Origin of the sequence: Segatella copri (assembly GCF_949820605.1) — a bacterium.
Classification (GTDB): Bacteria; Bacteroidota; Bacteroidia; order Bacteroidales; family Bacteroidaceae; genus Prevotella.
This window is the reverse complement of the sequence record NZ_CATKVU010000006.1, coordinates 109,870-132,819: the sequence shown is the minus strand read 5'-3', so window position 1 is coordinate 132,819 and position 22,950 is coordinate 109,870. Positions and strand designations below refer to the sequence as shown.

General features: G+C 41.1%; 25 protein-coding genes and 2 tRNA genes. All 27 read right to left on the bottom strand.

Annotated features, from left to right (window positions below; all coding sequences use genetic code 11):
• Nucleotides 1-117 precede the first annotated feature (117 nt).
• Entirely contained in the window at nt 118-318 is a 201-nt protein-coding gene (locus RCO84_RS01655; RefSeq protein ID WP_317583623.1) for a hypothetical protein, read from the bottom strand.
• A gap of 166 nt (nt 319-484) precedes the next feature.
• On the bottom strand, nt 485-2,245 hold the full coding sequence (tnpC, locus tag RCO84_RS01650; RefSeq protein WP_264902769.1) for an IS66 family transposase: 1,761 nt from the start codon (nt 2,243-2,245) through the stop codon (nt 485-487).
• Nucleotides 2,246-2,535: 290 nt separating this feature from the next.
• Nucleotides 2,536-2,895, bottom strand: coding sequence for an IS66 family insertion sequence element accessory protein TnpB (gene tnpB, locus RCO84_RS01645; protein ID WP_117587742.1), 360 nt, complete (start codon nt 2,893-2,895; stop codon nt 2,536-2,538).
• The gene (locus RCO84_RS01640) at nt 2,883-3,269 is read right to left on the bottom strand and encodes a hypothetical protein (RefSeq protein ID WP_154480917.1); all 387 of its coding nucleotides are present in this window, start codon (nt 3,267-3,269) and stop codon (nt 2,883-2,885) included. Before RCO84_RS01640 ends, tnpB begins: the two co-directional genes overlap by 13 nt.
• A 48-nt stretch (nt 3,270-3,317) precedes the next feature.
• Nucleotides 3,318-4,994, bottom strand: a complete 1,677-nt coding sequence (locus RCO84_RS01635) for a hypothetical protein (RefSeq protein ID WP_317583621.1) — start codon at nt 4,992-4,994, stop codon at nt 3,318-3,320.
• Between the two features lie 203 nt (nt 4,995-5,197).
• Complete coding sequence (locus RCO84_RS01630; protein WP_117729080.1) at nt 5,198-5,716, bottom strand: hypothetical protein; 519 nt, start codon at nt 5,714-5,716, stop codon at nt 5,198-5,200.
• A gap of 1 nt (nt 5,717) precedes the next feature.
• A complete protein-coding gene (locus RCO84_RS01625) occupies nt 5,718-6,653 on the bottom strand; it encodes a hypothetical protein (RefSeq protein WP_117729078.1) in 936 nt (311 codons plus the stop codon).
• A 142-nt stretch (nt 6,654-6,795) separates the two neighbouring features.
• Nucleotides 6,796-7,476 (bottom strand): hypothetical protein, encoded by a 681-nt coding sequence (locus tag RCO84_RS01620; protein ID WP_117729077.1) that lies wholly within the window; start codon nt 7,474-7,476, stop codon nt 6,796-6,798.
• 10 nt (nt 7,477-7,486) lie between these two features.
• Nucleotides 7,487-8,014, bottom strand: a complete 528-nt coding sequence (locus RCO84_RS01615; protein WP_317583619.1) for a hypothetical protein — start codon at nt 8,012-8,014, stop codon at nt 7,487-7,489.
• 15 nt (nt 8,015-8,029) lie between these two features.
• Nucleotides 8,030-8,563, bottom strand: a complete 534-nt coding sequence (locus tag RCO84_RS01610) for a hypothetical protein (protein ID WP_317583617.1) — start codon at nt 8,561-8,563, stop codon at nt 8,030-8,032.
• A 200-nt stretch (nt 8,564-8,763) separates the two neighbouring features.
• Nucleotides 8,764-9,468: a virulence RhuM family protein gene (locus tag RCO84_RS01605; protein WP_317583615.1), complete on the bottom strand. Its 705-nt coding sequence runs from the start codon at nt 9,466-9,468 to the stop codon at nt 8,764-8,766.
• Between the two features lie 115 nt (nt 9,469-9,583).
• Nucleotides 9,584-9,736: an ABC transporter ATP-binding protein gene (locus RCO84_RS01600; RefSeq protein WP_153121738.1), complete on the bottom strand. Its 153-nt coding sequence runs from the start codon at nt 9,734-9,736 to the stop codon at nt 9,584-9,586.
• 234 nt (nt 9,737-9,970) lie between these two features.
• Nucleotides 9,971-10,312, bottom strand: a complete 342-nt coding sequence (locus RCO84_RS01595; protein ID WP_117729067.1) for a HepT-like ribonuclease domain-containing protein — start codon at nt 10,310-10,312, stop codon at nt 9,971-9,973.
• Nucleotides 10,296-10,607, bottom strand: a complete 312-nt coding sequence (locus tag RCO84_RS01590) for a nucleotidyltransferase family protein (protein ID WP_117729066.1) — start codon at nt 10,605-10,607, stop codon at nt 10,296-10,298. The genes RCO84_RS01595 and RCO84_RS01590 overlap by 17 nt, the downstream gene beginning before the upstream one ends.
• A gap of 147 nt (nt 10,608-10,754) precedes the next feature.
• Nucleotides 10,755-11,129 (bottom strand): hypothetical protein, encoded by a 375-nt coding sequence (locus tag RCO84_RS01585; protein WP_317583613.1) that lies wholly within the window; start codon nt 11,127-11,129, stop codon nt 10,755-10,757.
• Between the two features lie 209 nt (nt 11,130-11,338).
• Nucleotides 11,339-11,626, bottom strand: coding sequence for a type II toxin-antitoxin system YafQ family toxin (locus RCO84_RS01580; protein WP_117729061.1), 288 nt, complete (start codon nt 11,624-11,626; stop codon nt 11,339-11,341).
• Between the two features lie 5 nt (nt 11,627-11,631).
• Nucleotides 11,632-11,949: a hypothetical protein gene (locus RCO84_RS01575; RefSeq protein ID WP_287830178.1), complete on the bottom strand. Its 318-nt coding sequence runs from the start codon at nt 11,947-11,949 to the stop codon at nt 11,632-11,634.
• A gap of 11 nt (nt 11,950-11,960) precedes the next feature.
• Nucleotides 11,961-12,395 carry a hypothetical protein gene (locus RCO84_RS01570; protein WP_287819932.1) on the bottom strand — a complete coding sequence of 145 codons (435 nt, stop codon included), beginning with the start codon at nt 12,393-12,395 and terminating at the stop codon, nt 11,961-11,963.
• A gap of 311 nt (nt 12,396-12,706) precedes the next feature.
• Nucleotides 12,707-13,345 (bottom strand): transcription termination/antitermination NusG family protein, encoded by a 639-nt coding sequence (locus tag RCO84_RS01565; protein ID WP_186292331.1) that lies wholly within the window; start codon nt 13,343-13,345, stop codon nt 12,707-12,709.
• 291 nt (nt 13,346-13,636) lie between these two features.
• Entirely contained in the window at nt 13,637-14,593 is a 957-nt protein-coding gene (locus RCO84_RS01560; RefSeq protein WP_144155220.1) for a tyrosine-type recombinase/integrase, read from the bottom strand.
• A 182-nt stretch (nt 14,594-14,775) separates the two neighbouring features.
• Nucleotides 14,776-16,203 (bottom strand): asparagine--tRNA ligase, encoded by a 1,428-nt coding sequence (asnS, locus tag RCO84_RS01555; RefSeq protein ID WP_117587394.1) that lies wholly within the window; start codon nt 16,201-16,203, stop codon nt 14,776-14,778.
• A gap of 16 nt (nt 16,204-16,219) precedes the next feature.
• Nucleotides 16,220-17,647 (bottom strand): pseudouridine synthase, encoded by a 1,428-nt coding sequence (locus tag RCO84_RS01550; protein ID WP_317583610.1) that lies wholly within the window; start codon nt 17,645-17,647, stop codon nt 16,220-16,222.
• 96 nt (nt 17,648-17,743) lie between these two features.
• A complete protein-coding gene (gene purB, locus RCO84_RS01545; RefSeq protein WP_317583609.1) occupies nt 17,744-19,090 on the bottom strand; it encodes an adenylosuccinate lyase in 1,347 nt (448 codons plus the stop codon).
• Nucleotides 19,091-19,219: 129 nt separating this feature from the next.
• Nucleotides 19,220-19,294: transfer RNA gene (locus RCO84_RS01540), tRNA-Val, on the bottom strand.
• A gap of 50 nt (nt 19,295-19,344) precedes the next feature.
• Nucleotides 19,345-19,419 (bottom strand) — tRNA-Val (locus tag RCO84_RS01535).
• A gap of 334 nt (nt 19,420-19,753) precedes the next feature.
• Nucleotides 19,754-20,926 (bottom strand): OmpA family protein, encoded by a 1,173-nt coding sequence (locus RCO84_RS01530; RefSeq protein WP_144155212.1) that lies wholly within the window; start codon nt 20,924-20,926, stop codon nt 19,754-19,756.
• Nucleotides 20,927-21,073: 147 nt separating this feature from the next.
• Nucleotides 21,074-22,945, bottom strand: coding sequence for a DNA mismatch repair endonuclease MutL (gene mutL, locus RCO84_RS01525; RefSeq protein ID WP_264901208.1), 1,872 nt, complete (start codon nt 22,943-22,945; stop codon nt 21,074-21,076).
• Between the last annotated feature and the right edge of the window lie 5 nt (nt 22,946-22,950).

Genomic DNA, 22,950 nt, shown 5'->3' with positions numbered 1-22,950 from the left:
TCTATTGTAAAAAGACAGGTTCCATAATGAAAGCCGAAAAGCTGCTTAATAAATAAGCTCCAGGATATTCACCTGCCGTATATTATTATGCTCTTAAAACTACTTCAACACATAGTTTTAAGGTTTACCAAAATTCTTTTTCAATTCATATTCATAATTATCCATAAAAACCTTTCCTGAAGCTACAGTTTCAACCATAAAGTCAAAAATCGTAGATTCTGGATGATTTTTGAAATACGTCAAAAAATGCCGCAATACGACACATGCTATATAATTTATTTTCTTTGCATAATTGTCTAATCCTATAGACTGAATCATAGCATTATGAACCATCAAATTGCGAAGTCGATAAATCATCAATAAATCATTTTTCAAACTGTCGAAATATTTATTAGTAAGCATCCAACCCCTATGACAATACAACTCCATCCCCAGTGTTTACTGGGGATACAGAGTATTTTAAGAAATTGGACTTTTCTGATTTTTAAACAGGTTTAACTAAAAGTGCCTCTGTCATCAAGGCATAATCCCTTCTTCCAGCTACAATCATGTCAAAGAATCCCCTGAAGAAATCCAGTGGAGCCATTGCCATTAGCTTGCAGGTTTCAACGAAAGTAAGGAAGGTCGCTGTAACTCTGGCACCCTGCTCACTGCTAAATCCACCGAAGTTCTTTCGGAGATTTGTGAATGGGCGGACTGCGCGTTCACAACAGTTGTTGTCTATCAAGACGCTGCCTATCTTCGTATATGCCATCAGCTCTTCCCAATGCTTGGTCATATATGTCAAGGCTTGTTGCAACTTAGCAGAGAGCTTAATCTCGTTTTTCTCAAACTGTTTCAACAGTGCCGTCGCTTGCTGATAGAGGTCGTGTAAAACTGGTAGGGATTCCTCACCTCGATGCTTGACTATCTCTTTTTCTGTGCGACCCAATACTTGATTTTCAACTTCGACCTTATATAATATACCGATCAAGTCTATGAATGCCTGTGCCAAGGTATCCTTGTAGTCACGACTCGCCGAGACAAACAGTCTTCTAACGTGCGACCAGCAACATACATGAGTACAGTCCTTCAACTTATTGAAGTAAAGGTATGCAGCATAGGCATCGGTCATCAACGTGCCCTTGAAGTCACCAAGGAATTCCTTGATAACCTCTTTCTTACGGCTGCCATACAGATAATAGCAGACCTTGGTGGTCAAGTTGACAATGACCCACATATATCGTTTCTTGTAATGCACCTCACCATTGGCATCCGTCACCTTGGTGTCTACCCAGGACTCATCACAATAAATCGTTGAGCCAGGCTTCAATAGCCATTGTTTGATGGTCTCCTGACAATTCTCCAAGAACTCTGCACCATGCCGCAACCAGTTGAAAATGGTAGACTTAGACATACGCATCTTCTCATTGATCATGCGATACATCTCACGTCCACTCGTTATCGCATACTGAAAGCGATTGACAATCAAGTCTGAAAGCATGCCACCAGTACTGCTGGTATGAGGAACCAGACTTGGCACGTCGTACTTCGACTCATTGACAAACGAGCAAGTACGCTGTTCTACCTCTTCATCTTTTGGCACGAAGAAAGCGAACTCGTTGCCATCCTTGTCACGTACCCAAGCATAAAGGTAGCGGTCCTGACGGATCATACTGATTCGGTCAAACTGGTCGACAGGTCTGGTATAGCGAATGAACTCCAAACCCATAGCCTTAAGCTTGTCCTTGTCACAATCATGAACCACAAGAACTTCAGCCTTCATAGTCTTGTAGTGGTCCGGGCGTTGGCTCAAATCCTTTTTGGGATTGGTCGCCTCTGTGTCGGTAACTTCGTCTGAATCATCAGAATCGGAAGGTTGCTCACATCCATTCTCGATGTATTCCCCCTCTTCCTCATCCTTGGTCTTGCCTGTGTTTACCGACTTGTCACCAGTTTGCTTCTCATTGTTCTTGCCATGCATCTTACGCCTACGGGCTTGCAGTTCTCCAGTAAGCTTGTCAACCTGAGCCTGCAAACCGGCAATCTTACGATCTGCCTCTGCCTGTAGTTCCTTCTGCTTATTACCCAAGGCAATGTTGGCATCCAGAAGTGTCTGGACAGTCTGAACCAATTCCTTTATCTGATCTAGATATTGCTTACGTTCCATATCCGATAATCCATCACTTGCCGAAGAATTGTCTACCTCCAGCAAGTAATTGGAATGCATTATCATGCGCTCTATGTCTATATGTATATCTGCCATAATATGAAACGTTTGCAGATGCAAAGATAATCATATTATGAGACTCCACAAAACGCATAAAGCTTATTTAACAATCTGATATTCAGTATTTTACACTATTTTAGAGACTTAACATTTGTCGTAATACCACCCTATGTCAGACATGTTTGCAGTATCGCAAAACATCGAAAACAGGGCTTAACAAGCCAACCTTAAAGCTTTCTACAACACTCTGAATATCATTTACTTAACTCTATTTTACCCCAAAAAACGAATACGTATTTTTAGAAAATTAACTATCATTTTCGACATCAAGCTGCTTCCTCATAGCATTTTAGCTCTATTGGACCTATGCTTTTTACAACAGGGCATGAAAGCATAGCCACTAGATACTTCCACTCCAACACATAAATTGGAAGGACACCTTCAAACTCTAGACGGACAAAACTCATGTTCTTGTCAAACTTCTGATAATACATCTGACACTCATTATGTTCATGTCTGATGATCTTTACTATCTTTTGATCCTTGGAAGTAAACACGTAAGCGGTGCCATCCTCTGGATCTTCGCCCAAAGAGCGTATCACTCCACAAAGCTTGTCATAACCTCCACGCATATCCTGATAGTTGGGAATATACTTATATTTTACGGCACCATTTAAGCTAAACATAAGGCTTGAAGTTTAGAGATGAAACTTTGAAGACCAGAATAGCTCAAATTATGATGCTCTATCTTCATACCATTGCTAAGTCCAAGATTGACATACTTGATGACAACGGCATCCTCGGTCGGAGCTGGAGATAAACCGGCTGAAGGATTACCCTGTTTGGATGGTGTTGGAACTGCACTTGTTGAATCTGGCGCACCTGCAACAACACACTCCACAACATTTGGAGCCTGGAACTTCTTCTTGTACCACTTTTCAAATACATGATAAGGAACTCCATTGGATTCGAAAAATTGATTTACCGAAATGCCTGCTGGTACCGCCTCCGCTTTATAGCGTTGCCACAGGCTTTCAAGATCTTTACTACTTATTGCCATACTTATAACATTTAATGTTAAACATGGCGCAAAGGTAGCACTTATTGTTCAAACCGCCAAAATAGGGGTTGGATGCTTACATTTATTAATTGAATCTATCCCACTATAAAATTCATATACCTCTTTGAGCTTATCTTTTTCTATTTCATCATTAAGGGAATGCAGTAAAACATTCAAATGTTCAAAGAAATCCTTTATTCTATATTTTTCGCCTTCCTCCAAATCAATAGCAGCTGAATGAGCTATATTTTCTGGTACATCATAATAATTGTCATGATTCTTATAAAAATAAATTTGCTTTTCATAAACATCCCATATCTTATTATGAAATGTATGTTTGAGCATAATGTAACATACTATTTCTTGAATTACAGATAGAACTCCTTTTAAGTTTTTACCCTTTATGACAATCATCTGTCTTGAAGCATCATCAATTTTCAAAAGACTCTCTAAAGAAAACCAACTAAATAATAAAATATCTTCATTTTTTTCAGACTGATTTGCCTTATAAAGCCAATGCATGGAATTTTGAATTTGAATATTCTTATTCATATCAAAACTTACAAAATGACTTGCTATCCATTCCAAATCTGCTTTAGATTGTTCTGCATCAAATGATTCTAAATAGGAAAATTCCGGCTGACGATCAGCATATCGAGGATCATTACCCTCCATACATGTAGACTGTCCTATCTCTTTTCCTTCTTTAATCAACACAAACTCATTTTGCATGATACCAACAGGATTTTTCTTGTTCAATCCCAAATTGATAAAATCCAAGATTTTTAGTAATTTCTCCTTAGATCTATTCTTGGAAGAATTAAATGCTAAATGCTTAATCGGCACTGCTGCATTTAAATATTTATATTCAGGATCTACTTCTTCAATCTTTGATAGACTGTCTTTGTCTGAGATATATTTCCTTGAACGTGGTGAATAGATACAAACATCACCAATCTGTACATTAATATCACCTTTAATATTACTTAATCTCATCAATGCGATAGCATCTTCCTCCGTACGATGAAAGTGTTCATATAAACTTTCAAGTTTTTCCTTTATGGAACGGTGTTGAATATAATCAGAAACAGCTTCATGATACAATTCTTCAGATTCGAAATCATTTATATTCATACCTTTATATTCATTTGGCACATGCAGTACTGTTCCCCCACATCCAAGAAATACATTTGGAACAGCTAAAGGCAAAGAATCTATATCTTCCAATTCATAACCTTTAGCTATAAATTCAGATACTATCAACTTTGTTACATATATCAAAGAAGACTTGTTTTCACTAGTTAAGCCTGTATCAGAATTCAAAATTCGCGCCAATTCTTCTAATAAAGAATCATGATAACTACTATTATCTAATATATCTAATGCTTTATTGCATAAATTCAATACGATTTCACAACTTTGTTCTGATAGCTGAGAAGCTAAGATAGTAGAAATTATTGGATGACATAAGCCTGTAAATGCCCTATCATTTTTGTCAAATTCTGATAAACGAAAGAGAAAGTATTTGGCATTATCTTGGTTTTTCAACCTATTACCCTTTATTTCCAAAATGATATCTTCAAGTACATATCTAGGACTGTCGAGTGCAACATCTATGTTAGATTTAGACTGAAGCTGAGAAATTATGCTTCTCCAATAATGAGTCCAATAATCATATAATGTCGTGATTGGCAAGCCTAAGATTTCACGTATATTCTCTTTCATATGAAATATAATTATCGATTGTTACCTAACACATACCGAAATCTTTACAACAACTTTCCGTTCCCCTTTATTGGTGGCAGGAACCCATTTCTTGAAGAAAAGATGTAACCTACTTGATGTGCACAGAACCGCTGCACAATAAGAGTGGCGGACCATCTAAGGTCTTCGACATATTGTGCGGGATGGGACCGCCATGCTATAAGTCATTCTTTGTTCTCCTTATTATTCTTCATAAAATTCTCTACCCTTTTCCTTACAAATGAAGTTTGCTTTCTATAAGCAAATAAGAAAAGAACCAAAAGAGAAACTATCAACACCAATGGTTCGTCTTTCAAGAACAGACACCAATCGAAAGATATATTTTTGTATATATATCCCATAACAGCTATAAACATTACAGAGATATAGGAACGGTAAACATTATTCTCTTGACTAAGAACTGTCAATTTAGGATCGTTTTTTTCTGCTTTTAAAAACTCTGGATAAGGTGCAAACTTAATCCAACATATTTTCTTCAATATTGGCTCTATAATAAGAGAACCAACACGACTATTAACCATTCCCACGAAATAGAAAACAATACCCGCTTGATAATAATCTGTAGGTATCAAATCATAACCAACTAGATTCTTCAAGATGATACACAAGACTGTACCTGGTAATATATTTGTAAGAAAGTTATATTGCGATAGCTTATCAAATATAAGTTTTATAATATCCATTTTACACAACTAATGTTCCTGTATAATAATAAATAACGTTTCCGTCTTCATCTTCAATATTTTCCTTGCCATTTTTTGAATAAAGACAAATGGGTTTATTACTTATCTCATTTGTTGTATAAATATGAACCTCATTTTCTTCATTTACAAAAGCAATATCTCCTGCAGTATTTTGTGTTATGGTCATTTGTGAATCCCCATAGTCTATATGTTCAGAAGGAGCATTGCCAATAATGATCAACTTGGGCGATAATGCCTTTAGTAAATCTACAGGTAATGCGCCTGATTTTCTTCCATGATGTGGTTGAAACAAGATATCGACTTGCGGGATTTCATCCTTACACGTATCATAGTATTCTTGTTGCATATCTGTCTCAAGGTCTCCCATCCACATAAACTTTGCGCCATTCTCAACTTTATAAGTCAAGATGCAACATATATTATTAGGACTTTCTCCTTTGGTTACATTTTGTAGCTCTTCTTTAAACTTTTCATTTGTGACTATCGGCCAAAGAAATTCTAAACCAGAGCTTCCATTATCATCATTAGTTTGATTCAGCCAAGCTCTTTTTATCCCTTTATTAATTGGGAAGTTTTTTGTTTTCTTCAGTTCTATATATTTTGAAAGACTTGGATCATTCTTATCTGCTGGAATATTATTTTCCACAGCATAAAAATTTGTGATGGACCATTTCTTATCTAACTCTTCTATACCTAAAATATGATCGTTGTCAGGATGAGTAGATATAAATCTGCAAATTCTGTCACTTGATACTTCAACGATTTCATTAATTATCTCTTCTTTTCTACAACTTGCATCATTACCATCTTTAAGATAGCAATCAATGACCGTAAAATTGTTAGAATTGTGTTGAATATAAAACGTATCTCCACGTAATTCACCACAAGGAAATGAAAAAGATTTAACTATAGACATAAGCAATATTATTTAAAAATACATTAATTCAATTGATTCACTATCATAGGTAGTCAAAAATATAAAAGACTTGTATCTGCTATTTTTAGTTCTTTGACAACAAAGCATTAAAGTTCTTTGCCACTGAAGGTATTTTCCATTCCTAGTTATCCCTATCCTTGTAGGTCCATCTCGGAACGAATGGTTCATCAAGATCAATTAACCTACATTGAGTACCAGCGCAGATTTCCATCGCCTCTACCATTGTTTCATCATAATCACGGAATAGACATCGTAAAGAGTATTTACGAGGGATAACTTTTCCTTCTTCTGACAAGAATTTGAAAATATCCATATCGACACCATCCTTTGAGTAGATAATGAAAGCACCAAGCAATGTATCATGTACACATCCTGTAAGCTGGCTGAGAGAACCTGGGGTTACCAAAGACGTCAAACGTTTTATATCATTATCTATAGCTTCTTTTGTAGCACCTTTCTTTTTTAACTCAACAGCTAACAGGTTTCCCTCATAACCTCTGCTTTGAATAAGCAAATCGCTCACCATGTATTTGGGACGTTTCAGACTATCCTCATAGTATTTCATATCTCCATTACCCATTCTGTTATACTCAACATCTGCATAATAGGACGTGAAAAATGAGGTTCTGTTCTTTGCATCGTATTCTCTCATTATATTCTCCATATGATGAGCTAACCTTGCACAGATATTCCTTTCAGAAACATCAAATCTTATATTACTAAAATCCTCTTTATACAACTTGCATATCGAAGGAATCAATATTTGATTTTGAACAATATCTTTTAATTCATTATCATCCATATTACTAATGCTAAAGGTACTTTTGCTCTTCTATCACTAGTTTGTTCAATACCGGTAAGAGCTTTTCTATCTTGCGGCACTTCACCTTATTATAATAGAAGTCTATATCATCGAGGAGGTCATAAGTCTGGTCTTCGGGCATATCACTACCATAACCGCCAGCAACGATTGTTATGGCGGCTAGCTTGCGAGCATCTAAATGGGTATGGAAGTCATACGTACTTCGAAGTAGCATAGGAAGAGCATTGTACATGATGTTACAATAGTGCAGCAAGTCTTTGAAGTCTTCAGATTCCGTCAAGTAGGCTTCAAGCATCTCTTCCTGATATTGGCGGAGAAGCAGGAAGTACTTTTCCTTGCCTACCTTACCTTTTATGTTTTGGGTCATTACCCAGAACAGGGCATGGGATAGGACAATTTTATCTTCTGAAGGGTGATAATAGAAGAGGTCGTCTTTAGGACTATTACTCTTAGCCCATTGTTCTTCTAACTTACCGAGCATTTCCTTTCTAAAGGAATTTCTTTCTTCTTTATTCATTGGTATATTGTTATTTTATTTTGTTTCTTCGCCCCAAACTGCAACCAATCTATCTTTCCAGAGTTTCAGAGGACAGTGGGAATTGAGTTCTACATATAGTTTATTGACAGCATCTAGGAACTTGTCTAGACCTAACTCTACCAACGGATGGAAAGGAAGGTAAGTTGGAGCGAGATTGCGATAATCTACGTTCTCGATATCCATTCCTAAGTCCATGGTTTGACCGGCATTGGCTGACATAATAAATATATCATCGGGATGCTCGCTTTGCCATATCTGAACAAAAGTTGGGCACGGACGCTTCATTATACCAAAGAAATGCTCCTGGTCTTTGATGCTTGAAAGATGCAAAAAGTAATCACCCCAATCGGCATAAAGAGTAACGGAGTTTTCTCCGCCCAACATCAAATAGACATGGGCATAGTAGGTTTTGCCGGATGGTGTCTTGGTCTTGTAAATGATCTCGACATCGTCTTTATGATAGACGAGGGTGCGGGAGCTACCTAAAAAGAAGGTTGCTCCTGGCTTTGTTGAGAAATAAGATTTCATGATTTTGTATTTTGTTCCTCATTGCAGTATCGCTCTGCACTTGTCGTCGCTCGAATGAGGAATATTATTTTTATTCTACTTTTGATAGGATTACCTCAGGTGAGGTGCCCATCAGGGTTATGGCGGAAATCTTATGACCGCCATTGGCATTTAATGAATGACCACAATGATAGAGGCTATCATCTATAATAAGCCAGCGGTCATGGGACTCGTTTCGCCATTTTCGGATGTCTATATGATTGTTGGGGAAGGGTTAGCGATGAAACATAGCCATCTATGATGATTACTCGATTATTGGCAGAACGAACCAGGTTCTCTAAAGCAACTCTTGCTGTATAGAAATCACCTTCGAAGAAGACCATTTCTGCAGGAGGGGTCGAAGTCCGAATAAAGAAATCAAGCTGCTGTTGCTGCTTAGCCTGGGTATCCTTTATTCGTTGCATCTCATCATGCTGCAACATAAGTTTGCAGTCAATACGTTGCTCCATTTGAAGTATCTGCTGATGTACTGCATATCCACGAAGAAGATATTCCTTCAAAACATTGTTTGCCCATTGACGAAAGCGAATACCTTGATGACTATTTACACGAAAGCCGACTGATATAATCATATCAAGATTATAGTAATCCATATTACGTGTAACCATACGATTGCCTTCTTTTCTAACTGTTCGGAATTTCCGAACAGTTGCTGCCTGCATCAATTCTCCTTGCTGATAAATATTAGTAATGTGCTCACTAATATTAGCTTTACTAGAACCAAAAAGTTCAACCATTTGAGCTTGCGTAAGCCATACCGTATCTTCTTCTATTTTTACTTGAAGAGAAATGCTTTCATCTGGTTGGTAAAGTACTATCTGAGAGTCATCAGTAGTTGCCTGTATTTTGTTATTGTCGTTTGCCATAATCATACGTTTTTATTGCTAATATAGCGACAAAAGTACGATTTAATTTCGTAATCACCAAGGAATTAAGAGAAAAAATGCATTTATTAACCTATACTTGGCTTAGGGCTAAACATTACAACACACAAAATGATTCTGCTTCCTTACCGGTTCTGCGGCGATAGTCATCACGCATACGCTTTTCCATTTGTGCTATGTATTCTGCCTTTCGCTCCCTAGAAGCCTTGAAGCGACGTATAAAATCAGCTTTTTTTTCTTCTATGTTCATAACGTAATCTCCTTATTAATTATTGTATTTTTTCGACTCCCCTGTCCCCCTCTTGCGAAGAGGGGGGGCTTACCCTATACCCAAGCCCTAAATCCCTACCATAGGGATTAGGGATGTAACCGCCCTCCGGTGCTCGGAACCGCTACGCTATAGGGTTGGCGGACCAATCAAAGGTCTCGCCATGTTGTGCGGGATGGGACCGCCTGAGGACGGCAAAAAATATAAGTTTTTTTATTACTCCGACAGATACCTAACTATCCAAGGTTTCAACTCAGGAATGTCTACTTCTATCGTATCCCATAGACTTTCGGGGTCTATGGTATAATAGCCATGCACAAGGACATGTCGCATCCGTTCTATCTGACGCCAATTTACATCAGAATGAGAATCACGAAATTCTGTTGAAAGCATATAGACAGCCTCGCCTATTACTTCCACCAATTTGGTAAAGCCATAAAAGATGAGCTTATTCTTCTTGATATCTTCAAAAGTATATTGAGCATGAAACTCCTCTATACTTTCTATCGCTTCAAGAATATGCTCTAACCTTCCCCTATCTCTAACTTTTTCTCTCATAAATCAAGAATTTATCTTGGTTGGCTGTTTCTTGAGCAAAAGGGAGGAGACGATTAGCCTCTACTATATCCACCTTGCGATGAAGCAAGTCTTCCAAATTCAACATAATACCTGCTATTTTCATCAGAGAAATTCGATTATGCTGACGATCATACTCTACAAGAATGTCTATGTCACTATCAGTAGTTTCTTCTCCTCGTGAGCATGAACCAAAGAGCCAAGCCTTTGTTATTGGCTGGCTACCAAAGAAATCTTTTATCTTTGGAATCATATTTTGTACATTCTTACTAATCATAACAGCGTAATTTTATTGGTTTTAATGAAGTTTATACCCCATTTCTCTGTTTTTTATGCAAATATAGGCTTTTTCTGTGAAACTACCAAATTTTTGGAGGAGTTTTTTCAACTCAATGTATTTCACCAATACTGCGTCTCTACTATATCACAAGTAGTTACATCTATTCGTTTTTTGAAAAAAGCTAGTATGGAAGTCGTACGTACTTCGAAGTAGCATAGGAAGAGCATTGTACATGATGTTACAATAGTGCAAGAGGTCTTTGAAATCTGACGATTCCGTCAAGTAAGCTTCCAGCATCTCTTCCTGATATTGGCGGAGAAGCAATAGGTACTTTTCCTTTCCTACCTTACCTTTTATGTTTTGGGGCATTACCCAGAATAGGGAATGAGATAAGACTATTTTATCTTCAGAAGGGTGGTAATAGAAGAGATCGTCTTCAGGGCGATTATTCTTAGCCCATTGTTCTTCTAACTTACCTAACATTTCCTTTCGAAAGGTATTTCTTTCTTCTTTATTCATAATTATCTTAGTCTTGTATTTTTTCGACTCCCCTGTCCCCCTCTTGCGAAGAGGGGGTCCTTACCCTATACCCAAGCCCTAAATCCCTACCATAGGGATTAGGGATGTAACCGCCCTCCGGTGCTCAGAATCGCTACGCTCTAAGGTTGGCGGACCAAAGCGGCCTACGCCATATTGTGCGGGATGGGACCGCCTGACTGTTATGGAGATCAGCGCTTACGTCCTTTACCGAATAATTCAGAATGCGAACCTAAACGAACTAATTCTATTGCATTATTGTTCTTATCAAACCAAATCAAAAGTGTATCATTTTCTATATGGCATTCCATATAGTTCTTCCAGTTGCCTTTCAAAGAATGAGGATTATATTCTTCCGGTATCTGATTGCCTTCTGCCAAAAGCTTAACTATCCCCATAAGCGTTTCTACAAATTCTTTATCATTCTTAAAACGCTTATAATCTTTCTTGAACTGCGAGGTCTTTCGAATTTCTTTCATAAACCCTATTCCTCCATTGATGCCATGAAACTTTCTAAGCTATCTACTCGAACTACTCCCGCATCATGACCACTCTCAGCCTCTTTCATTGCTGCCAAAGTTTCTGCGTTTGGAACATCTTCCAAAGCAGCACTCCTTGAAACTGGGGAGTCTGAAACTATTTTAACGCCTCTCATAAGAGAGAGGACATTCTTTAATTGCTCCAACAAAGATGGACTATCTATCTGTAATGTTAACTGTGCCATAACTTCTATATTTAATTCGCAGCAAAGATAAGGGTTTTCTGTGAAACCACCAAATTTTTGGGGGAGTTTTTGCTTCATATCCTAATGTCTCACACATCATCCAAATTAACATCCGACAAGTCTGCTCCAATAATCGTCACTCGATTGTTGTATTTGCGTATCTCATGCCCATCTTTTATTTGCCTGGTGTAGCGATTGGCATCCAACTGGAGGCAACGACACACATTGCGACTTGTAGTTTCCATGTTCTTGTCGATAATGATGATTTGTGCATCGTGGTTCTCTCGCAACATATCACAGAAATAGTTGTCGGCAGAAGAGAATGAATAGCCAAGAATGATGATCTTACTTGCACGCAGCACCATCTGAGAAGCATGATACCATGTATCAATGTAATGCTTGGATATGACAGGGCGCAACTTTAATGGTGGCAAAACACCATGACCACTGAGCAGGAAACGAGACTCATTGACCTTTTCAGGAATCTGAAGATTCTCTTTCCGAAAGCGAAGATTGTGGGTCATCGGGACTTGCCTGAGACTACTCCCAAAGAGTGTCCGTGTCTGGATGCTGGAAGCTGGGCTGCTCGACACCGCCTTGATTAACTCTTATAACTCCTTTTGACTGGCATTGCTAGCTAAAAGGAGTTTTTTCTTACTGTTAAAGAAAGGTATCTTCGAAAACCTATCTTCTAAACAGAAGAAAGAAAAAAATACATACTGCTATCGAATATTTATTTATATTCCTTTGCCAAGATACATATTATATTTATCAAATTAATCTATATACTGAAGTTTTATTATAAATGAGGAATGTAAAGCCACACCAATAGCATCTATTTGTTAAAGAACTCCAGTTTCACCATTTCAATCTCAATGGTAGCACCGCAGATGTTTCGGATTTCATCACCTATAATGGCTTTCTTACCTTGAATACGCTGCACATAGGCTACAACTCCAACAAGTTCTCCGTCTATAATACGCACTTTGTCACCCTTTTTGATAGGGTGGTTCTGTATATCAGCCTTGCCAGTCATTACAATTCTGCGAAAATTGTCGAATATGGTATCAGGGATAGCATATGGGGCACTTTTGCCTGGTTCCGAAAGCATCTTATAGACATCGTCCCGAAAGCGGATTTCATTAAGTTTTTTGTCCTCAACTCTCACAAAGACAAAGGTGGTAAGAAAGACAGCCTCACGGACAACACGTTTACCTCGGCTGTTTATCATGATACGTCTTTCCAAAGGAAGCCAAGTCTCCAAGGCGTTTTTTTTATCCTTGAAGTTTTGTTCAATAAGAAGCTTGAATTTTTTCTCGTAGTTCACCCTTACACAAGCCACATACCAGTGCATCGGTTCTGTTGCTACGAAACCATTTTCCGCTACATATCCTTCGCTTTTTTCCACGGCTTCGCCGTCGTCCCCTGCAATAGTGGACGTAACCTGTGATTGTATATTTGTCTCTTTCATCATGCGAATCAAGTTCGTTTTTTGATGTCGATCATCTGAATCTCTATATAAGAGATACAGAAAACCGAAAAACATTCTTTCAATCAATGACTTAGAAGATTGTGTACGAAAAGGATAGTAAAAAAATGTTGATTTTCGTAGAATGATATTAATTTTTTAACACACATAATTTGCTAGTTTCCAACAATTTTCGTATTTTTGCAAGGAGATTCTGTGTCTCTTATATAAAGATTCAGAAAAATTGGTTCATTTTGGTTCATTTTACAAAATCCCTTTTTTTATTCTTTTTGCAGCTTATAGGGCTGCCAGTATCTTGGCGTTGGCATCATCAACTTCAGAGCTTTTGATGGAATTGAGATAGATTTGTGTGGTGGTTTCAGAATGATGCCCCAATGCCTCGCTGATGACGGAGATAGAGATATCATTGTCTCTTGCCGTCGTTGCCCAGGAATGACGGGCGACATAGAGGGTAAGCTTACCCTTGACACCGATCTTAGCACCTAACTTTCTGAGATGGTAAGAGATACGCGCTTCCGCATTGTGATATAGGTGCACCTCTTTCTGCTTTTTGTCAATAGTTTTATCCTGTCTTGTGTTTCCATCATCAACCAGGAAAGGGAATAGATAAGGTGAGGTGACGGTCTGCACCTGATACTTTTCCAACAACTCCTGCATATCATCCTCCCATCGGATGGTGAGACGCTGCCCTGTCTTTCTTCTTGTATAATGGAGAAAACCGTCCTTGAGGTCGGATTTGCGGAGATGAGCCAGGTCAATGAATGAGATACCTCGCAGATAGAAACTCATCAGGAATGTATCTCTTGCCATCTCTTCTTTGGGAGTGAGTTCCTTGACCGAATGCAGACGCTTGATTTGGCTGACATCCTCTGTAGGTATGGCTCTCTTGCGGGTTGGGGCAATACCGGTATAGACTTCCCTGAAGGGATGCTGCTGTGGCGTCAGTCTCTTTGCCACGGCTTTGTTATAGGTGGCACGGAGGATGCGGAGATAGAAGGAACTGGTGTTTTTGCATACCTCCGCCGTATGATGCAGATATGCCTCATACGAGCGCATCACGTCTGCATCTATCTCACTCAGGGCAATATCCCTGTTGTCCCGGTATCGCTTAAAGCTGTTGAGGGTTGCCTTATAATGCAGCGAAGTGCGGTATTGCCCGTTCTTCAGCAACAGGACGATAAGGAGGTTCATGAACTGGAATAACGACTCTGATGTTTTCTTGTTTCTTGACATAATACGTATATATTTTAAAAATAATAAAAAATGATAGGGACATCTTCGTCTCTACCAAAGAAACAAAGATGCCCCTATATATAGTAAAGTATCAGAATCGATATCTTCTTGCAGGACAAGTACTTGCGAAGAGCAATGAAGCCTGTTTCGAAGGACATCGAAACAGGCTTCATTTTTTTATTCTAGAATTCTGCGTTCTTTGGTGTACGTGGGAATGGAATCACGTCGCGGATATTCTGCATACCGGTTACGAAGAGAATCAGACGCTCGAAACCGAGACCGAAACCTGCGTGTGGGCATGAACCATACTTACGGGTATCGAGATACCAGTTCATATCCTTCATAGGGATGTTGCGAGCCTCAATCTCACCCATCAGCTTGTCATAGCTCTCCTCACGGACAGAACCACCGATAATCTCACCAATCTGCGGGAACAGTACATCGGTACCCTGAACGGTCTGACCGCTCTTGCCACCGAAACCACTCTCCTCCTCGTCTATCTTCATATAGAATGCCTTGATTGCCTTAGGATAGTTGGTCATGATAACCGGACGCTTGAAGTGCTCCTCTACGAGGAAACGCTCATGCTCTGAAGCCAGGTCATCACCCCACTCGCATGGGAACTCAAACTTCTTACCGTTGGCAATAGCCTCCTGAAGGATGCGGATACCCTCGGTATATGGAAGATGAACGAAGTCGGAATTCAATACGCCTTCCAGACGGGCAATCAGACCCTTGTCTATCATCTTGTTCAAGAAAGCAAGATCGTCCTTGCAATGCTCCAGAGCCCAACGGATACAATACTTGATGAAGTCTTCCTCCAACTCCATCAAACCGTCCATATCCAGGAAAGCAACCTCTGGCTCTACCATCCAGAACTCAGCCAGGTGGCGAGGAGTATTACTGTTCTCTGCACGGAAGGTTGGACCGAAGGTATAGATGGCGCCGAGTGCTGTAGCACCGAGCTCACCCTCCAACTGACCGGAAACGGTCAATGAAGTCTGCTTGCCGAAGAAATCATCAGAATAGTCAATCTTGCCATCCTCGGTCTTCTTCAGGTTGTAGAGGTTCTTGGTAGTTACCTGGAACATCTGACCAGCACCCTCGCAGTCGCTGGCTGTAATGAGCGGAGTATTGAAATAGAAATATCCATGCTCATGGAAGTAAGTGTGGATAGCCATCGCCATGTTATGGCGGATACGCATCACGGCACCAAAGGTATTGGTACGGAGACGGAGGTGAGCATACTGACGCATGTATTCGAAGCTCTGTCCCTTCTTCTGCATAGGATAGTCGCTGCCGCAGAGACCGTAAATCTCGATGCTCTCGCACTGGATTTCAACACTCTGTCCGGCGCCCTGGCTTTCTACCAGCGTACCTACGGCGCTGATACAAGCACCAGTAGTAATCTGACGGAGCTGATTCTCATCGACCTTAGATGGGTCGACTACTATCTGAATATTATTAATAGTAGAACCATCGTTAAGAGCGATAAAATCGACTGCTTTGCTACTACGATGGGTACGAACCCATCCCTTGACATTCACGATTGAGCCGTAGGCTGTACTCTTGAGCAAGTCTACAACTTTAGTTCTTTTTACTTTTTCCATTGTTTATTACTCTGTTTTATTCAAAAGCACCCATGCGGAGCATGTCTACCTCCTTCTCAGTAAGGAAGCGCCAGTCACCGCGACGGAGATTTTTCTTAGTCAAACCTGCGAACTGTACACGGTCGAGCTTGGTAACACGATAGCCGAGACTCTCGAAGATACGGCGCACGATACGGTTCTTGCCACTATGAATCTCGATGCCAACCTGTGCCTTGTCGCGATCATCAGCATACTCTACAGCATCTGCCTTGATCTCACCATCTTCCAAGGTGATACCCTCACGGATCTGATCCATATCGTGAGCTGTCAGGTTCTTATCGAGGTGAACGTGATAAACCTTCTTCTTCAGGAACTTAGGGTGAGTAAGCTTAGAAGCCAGGTCACCATCGTTGGTCAAGAGAAGTACACCTGTTGTATTACGGTCGAGACGGCCTACAGGATAGATACGCTCAGGACAAACATCCTTTACGAGGTCCATCACAGTCTTGCGCTGCTGAGGATCATCACTGGTTGTAACATAATCCTTTGGCTTGTTGAGCAATACGTATACCTTCTTCTCCAAAGTTACAGGAGCGTCGTGGAACTTCACCTCATCGGTACGAAGAATCTTGGTACCCAACTCGGTAACTACCTCACCATTGACAGTTACCAGACCAGCCTGGATGAACTCATCAGCCTCACGGCGAGAGCAAACACCAGCATTGGCGAGGAACTTGTTCAAGCGCAATGGCTCTGTTGGGTCGATGTTCTCCTCCTTATATTCGATACGCTTCTTCATGCTATACTTAGCATTTGGATCGTAACCAGGAGTGTGCTGACGGAAACCGCCACCACGGTTGTTGCCATAGCCACCACCCTGTGGACGGCCATAACCGCCACGGTTGTTGCCATAGCCACCACCCTGTGGACGACCATAGCCACCACCACGGTTGTTGCCATAGCCGCCACCCTGTGGACGACCATAACCACCACGGTTGCCATAACCACCCTGCTGAGAACGAGACTGGTAGCCGCCCTGCTGACGTGGCTGGTAGCCACCCTGCTGACGAGGCTGATAACCACCCTGCTCATCATTATTGTTGTAACGAGGACGATAGCCACCCTGCTGAGGACGAGACTGATAGCCTCCCTGCTGACGTGGCTGGTAGCCACCACGGTTGCTGTTACCATAACCACCACGGCTCTGGTAGCTGCTGCGCTGTGGACGCTCGCTGCTGCCTGTACTCTGCAAGCCAGCACCGAAACCTTCAGGACGGAAACCGCCTTCGCTGTTACTGCTACTTCTGTCGCTGCTGTATGCGCGATGTGAATTGATACGAGGACGCTGTGTGCGACCTACTGGTCGATAACTCTTCTGATAACCACCTGCTGGGTTGTAGCCCTCACGGGTTCTCTCATTCTCAGAAGACTGATCTTGAGGTTTGTTTTCAAATTCTGAATCCATTTTCTTAAAATACTTAATAGCCTCACGGCTGGGTTAATAAATCTAATTTTTACTTTTATATATATGTACTAAAACTACAAAATTCCTTTGTGTATATTAGATACCTGTATAATTGCTTGGTGTGATTGCCATCAGTTCTGCCTTAACACTATCACTCACATTCAATCCCCGGATAAACTCATGAATAGTTTCCTCAGTCATGTGCTGGTTGGTACGTGTCAACGCCTTCAATGCCTCGTAAGGATGTGGATATGCCTCACGGCGAAGGATAGTCTGGATAGCCTCAGCTACAACTGCCCATGTATTATTCAAATCTTCCTGCAGTTTCTCCTCGTGAAGAATCAGTTTACGCAAGCCCTTCAATGTACTCTGGATAGCAATGACGCTATGACCGAGAGGCACACCGATGTTACGGAGTACGGTACTGTCAGTAAGGTCGCGCTGCAAGCGGCTAACCGGAAGTTTCTGTGCCAGGAACTGAAGAATGGCATTGGCTATGCCCAGGTTACCTTCACTGTTCTCATAATCGATAGGGTTCACCTTGTGAGGCATCGCACTTGAGCCTACCTCACCTGCCTTGATCTTCTGCTTGAAGTAATCCATAGAGATATACATCCAGAAGTCACGGTCTAAGTCGATGATAATGGTGTTGATACGACGGATGGCGTCAAAGATAGCGCCAAGGTAGTCATAGTTACTGATCTGTGTGGTATACTGCTCGCGTTCCAAACCGAGTTTTTCGCTGACAAACCTGTTACCGAATGCTTTCCAGTCATACTGTGGATAAGCTACATGGTGAGCATTGTAGTTACCGGTAGCACCACCGAACTTAGCTGTAATCTTGCAAGTCTTGAGCGAATTAAGCTGCTCGGTAAGACGGTAAACATAAACCATGATTTCCTTGCCCAGGCGGGTAGGTGAAGCAGGCTGTCCGTGAGTCTTAGCCAGCATAGGCACATCCTTCCACTCATCAGCATAAGTCTGGAGCTGTGCAATCAGCTCTTCAACCTGCGGATAGAAGCACTCTTCCAAAGCCTCTTTTACAGAGAGAGGCACACTTGTGTTGTTGATGTCCTGAGAGGTCAAACCAAAATGGATAAACTCCTTGTAAGCATCCAAGCCTCCGATCTTATCGAATTCTTCCTTGATAAAATACTCTACAGCCTTTACATCGTGATTGGTAATCTTCTCGATGTCTTTTACGCGCTGTGCTTCATTTTCGTCAAAATTACGATAAATGTCACGCAGACGTTCGAACAGCGACTTGTCGAAAGAAGCAAGCTGTGGCAAAGGTAACTCGCATAGAGTGATGAAGTATTCAATCTCTACGCGTACACGATAACGAATGAGAGCATACTCTGAGAAGTAGTTAGCGAGCTGCTCTGTTTTTCCCCTATAACGACCATCAATTGGTGATATGGCAGTCAATAAATCTAAATTCATAACAATACGTATTATATATAGGGTGCAAAATTAATGAATTATCGTGAGAAAACAGAGAAAATAGTGATAAATAAATTTAAAAGCATAAAAAAAGGCCTCTCAACATTTGTTGAAAGACCTTCACCATTGTGGGCGTTGACGGATTCGAACCGCCGACCCTCTGCTTGTAAGGCAGATGCTCTAAACCAGCTGAGCTAAACGCCCTCTAAAAAAGTCCCTGCAACCACTAAAGTGAATCACAGGGAACACCCCCGTGGGCGCTGACGGATTCGAACCGCCGACCCTCTGCTTGTAAGGCAGATGCTCTAAACCAGCTGAGCTAAGCGCCCTTACTTTTCGTAAGCGGTTGCAAAGGTACGACTATTTTTTGGTTCCACCAAATTTTTCAGCAACTTTTTTCGTTTTTTCTTCAAAAAAGTGCATTTTCTGGTGTTTCTCCTCAATTTTCAGGGTAAAACGGTCAGTTTTTGCATTTCAATTGCCAAAAACAGCCAACCAAGAGAAAGCACTTACGACGGGACTGCAAAACCTCTTTCACCCCCAAAAGGTACTTATTGAGAAAGAAAAGTTCTTTTTAAGAAATTCAAAGAAACAAAAAGGCATTCTTCACGAGGAAGAATGCCCTATTCTATTTTTATACCTTATATTATATATACTGTATAATTACTCACCAACCTGAACAGTTGCACGACGGTTGTAAGAAGCAGGAGTCAAATCCTTAACACCACCGTTAGCCTTAACTACGATGTTCTCCTTAGCAACACCCAACTTAACGAGTTCATCAGCTACCTTCTCAGCACGAGCCTTAGAAATCTTCTGGTTAACAGCTGCAGAACCTGTAGCGCTGTCAGCATAACCGTTAACTACCAACTTAGCGTTGTTGTCCTTAGCATACTGAGCGAGAGCCTGTACGTTTACGAGATCCTTCTTAGAAGCAACCTTAGACTTGCCGATGTTGAAGAATACAGAAACTGGAGTAGCAACATACTCCTTAACTGCCTTTTCCCCTACAGACTTCTGGTTGTTCAAGAGATTCTTCAAACGGTCGTTCTCTGCATTAGCATCGTTCAACTTAGCATTGAGAGCGTCGAGTTCTGACTGATGAAGAGCGTTGATAGCGTCAACATCTGGAACCTTGTTCCAAGTAGCCTTACCCAAGTTGTATGTAACACCGACCTCAACATTCAAAGAACGGTCGCGTCTTGCAATCACCTTGTCGAGTGAGCGAGATGTGCTAGGCTTAGCACCTGCCAATACACCTGTGTAACCATCATAGTCGCTAGCACCTACTGCATAGTTTACATCGAGGTTGACAGCCCACTTGTTATTGATCTTGAACTCGTTCAAGAGACCAACACCAACTACAGGAGCATAGCAGTTAGCGCTCATGTTACGGTTAATACCAAAACCTGCATAAGGGATGCAATCCCAAACACGAGCCTCGTTGTAGCCACACAACATATTGCTAACATTGAACAAAACCTGCTCATTCAAAGTCCAATACTTATTTGCATTTGTTGACTTATCCTCAGAAACTACTGTACGGCCCCAAACGCCATTGAACTTGGTACGGAGACCGAGACCTGGTGTGAACCACTTACCTACAGCAACAGAGAAACCGAGATTGTTTCTGAAACCCTTGAGTGGGCTCTTAGAGAAACCATTGCCCTCTTCCTGGTTGCCCCAGAATGCAGAACCAGCAACGTTTGCCTGAACAAACCAATTGCTCCAGAACGAATTTGTTGCAACACTATACTTCTCAGTAGTTGCTGCATCCTGAGCCATACTGCCCATTGTTACGCTAGCCAATGCTAGCACTGCTAATAACTTTTTCATAACTTTATAATTTAAAAATCAATTTATATATATACCTTCTGAATGACGGAGCAAAGATAATACTATTTTTTGAAATAACCTTCATTTTCTAAAAAAAAAAGCATTTTTCGTTAACTTTTTTAAGTAAAACAGGATTTTTCCCCGCTTTTAACCTAAAAGATGCTCAATTTCCTGCTGACGGAGGATACAAAGTACCGACTTTCCGTCGGGCGTATAATTGACATTCTGGCAGGCAAACAGATCATTCACCAGCCCCTCCATCTCTTCATTACTCAATATCTGCCCCTGAGGTATTGCAGCCTGGCGAGCCAGACTCAAAGCCAAAGTCTGATTGATTTCATCAATGGCTGATACGCCCTTTTCTACTGCAGAAGAAACCATGTCCTGTACCAGTTTAAGAGGATTCAATCCTTCAAGTCCGCCAGGAACTGAATTAACGGCATAGCTTCCGCCTCCAAGATCTTCCAGTTCAAAGCCCATCGATTCCATTTCAGGCAGGATCTTTTCAAAGATTACCTTCTCAGACATCGGGAACTGCACAACCTCAGGAAAGAGGACTTTCTGTGAATGAAAGGTCCGGTCAGCCAACTGGCGCAAATACTGTTCGAACAAGACACGCACATGGGCACGATGCTGGTCGATAATCATCAATCCCGATTTTACCGCAGTCATGATATACTTACCTTTATACTGATAATGGGCTGGCGATTTCTCTGCAATGATACTGTCTGGCGTATTATCCTGACTAGAATCATCGGGAAACACCATGGTCTGCTCCATCCCCTGCACATCATCCTGATCTTTGAGTCCTTCATAAAGCTGTTCCCATTTTTCATCCACCTGAGGCTTTGACTTAGGAACAGAGAAGCCTGCTCCCATAGGAACTGCTCCCGTGGAAGAGGAAGACTTGAACGGATTATAACCAGGATTCAAACTGATCTTCGGTGCCGCAGCAGCAGTGCTCATCTCCGGATTATAAACAGGGATGTCCGGTTTATCCTCTGTATCGAAATCAATGGTAGGTACATCATTGAACATACCGATGGACTCCTTGACCGAAGCCGAGAGGATTTGCCAGATAGCCTGCTCATTCTCGAATTTGATTTCAGTCTTCGTAGGATGGATATTCACATCAATATCCTTCGGATCTACATCAAAATACAGAAAGTAAGGCACCTGTTCACCCTGAGGAACCAGACGGTCATAAGCAGCCATCACAGCCTTATTGAAATAAGGATGTTTCATGTATCTCCCGTTGACAAAGAAGAACTGATGCACACCTTTCTTTCTGGCAGATTCCGGTTTGCCCACAAATCCAGACACCTTACACATAGTGGTTTCTACATTTACCGGAAGGAGTTCCTGATTGAAACGCTTGCCGAAGACATCGAGAATGCGCTGACGCAAATTAGCGGCACGCAAATTGAATACTTCGGTACCATTGCTATGTAAAGTAAAGGTGATTTGAGGATTTACCAATGCAATCCGCTCGAAAGCCGTCAGAATATTGTTCAACTCTGTAGAATTGGACTTCAGGAACTTCCTTCGCGCGGGTACATTATAAAAGATATTGCTGACAGAGAAGATACTTCCCACAGCACAGGAGCATGGCTCCTGTTTCTCATATCGGGAACCAGAAATCTGTATCAGGGTTCCTATCTCGTCGGTAGCCTGTCGTGACTTCAGTTCTACCTGAGCCACAGCAGCTATAGACGCCAAAGCTTCGCCACGGAATCCCATGGTGCGAAGTGCAAACAAATCATCAGCCTTACGGATTTTGGAAGTAGAATGACGTTCGAAAGCCAAACGAGCATCTGTCTCGGACATACCTTTTCCATCATCTATCACCTGGATGTTGGTACGGCCAGCATCGGTAACTGTGACATGGATATTCCTGGCACCCGCATCGACTGCATTTTCGACCAGCTCCTTGATAACTGAAGCCGGACGCTGTATAACCTCACCTGCTGCTATCTGATTGGCAACAGAATCGGGTAAAAGTTGAATAATATCACTCATCTCTA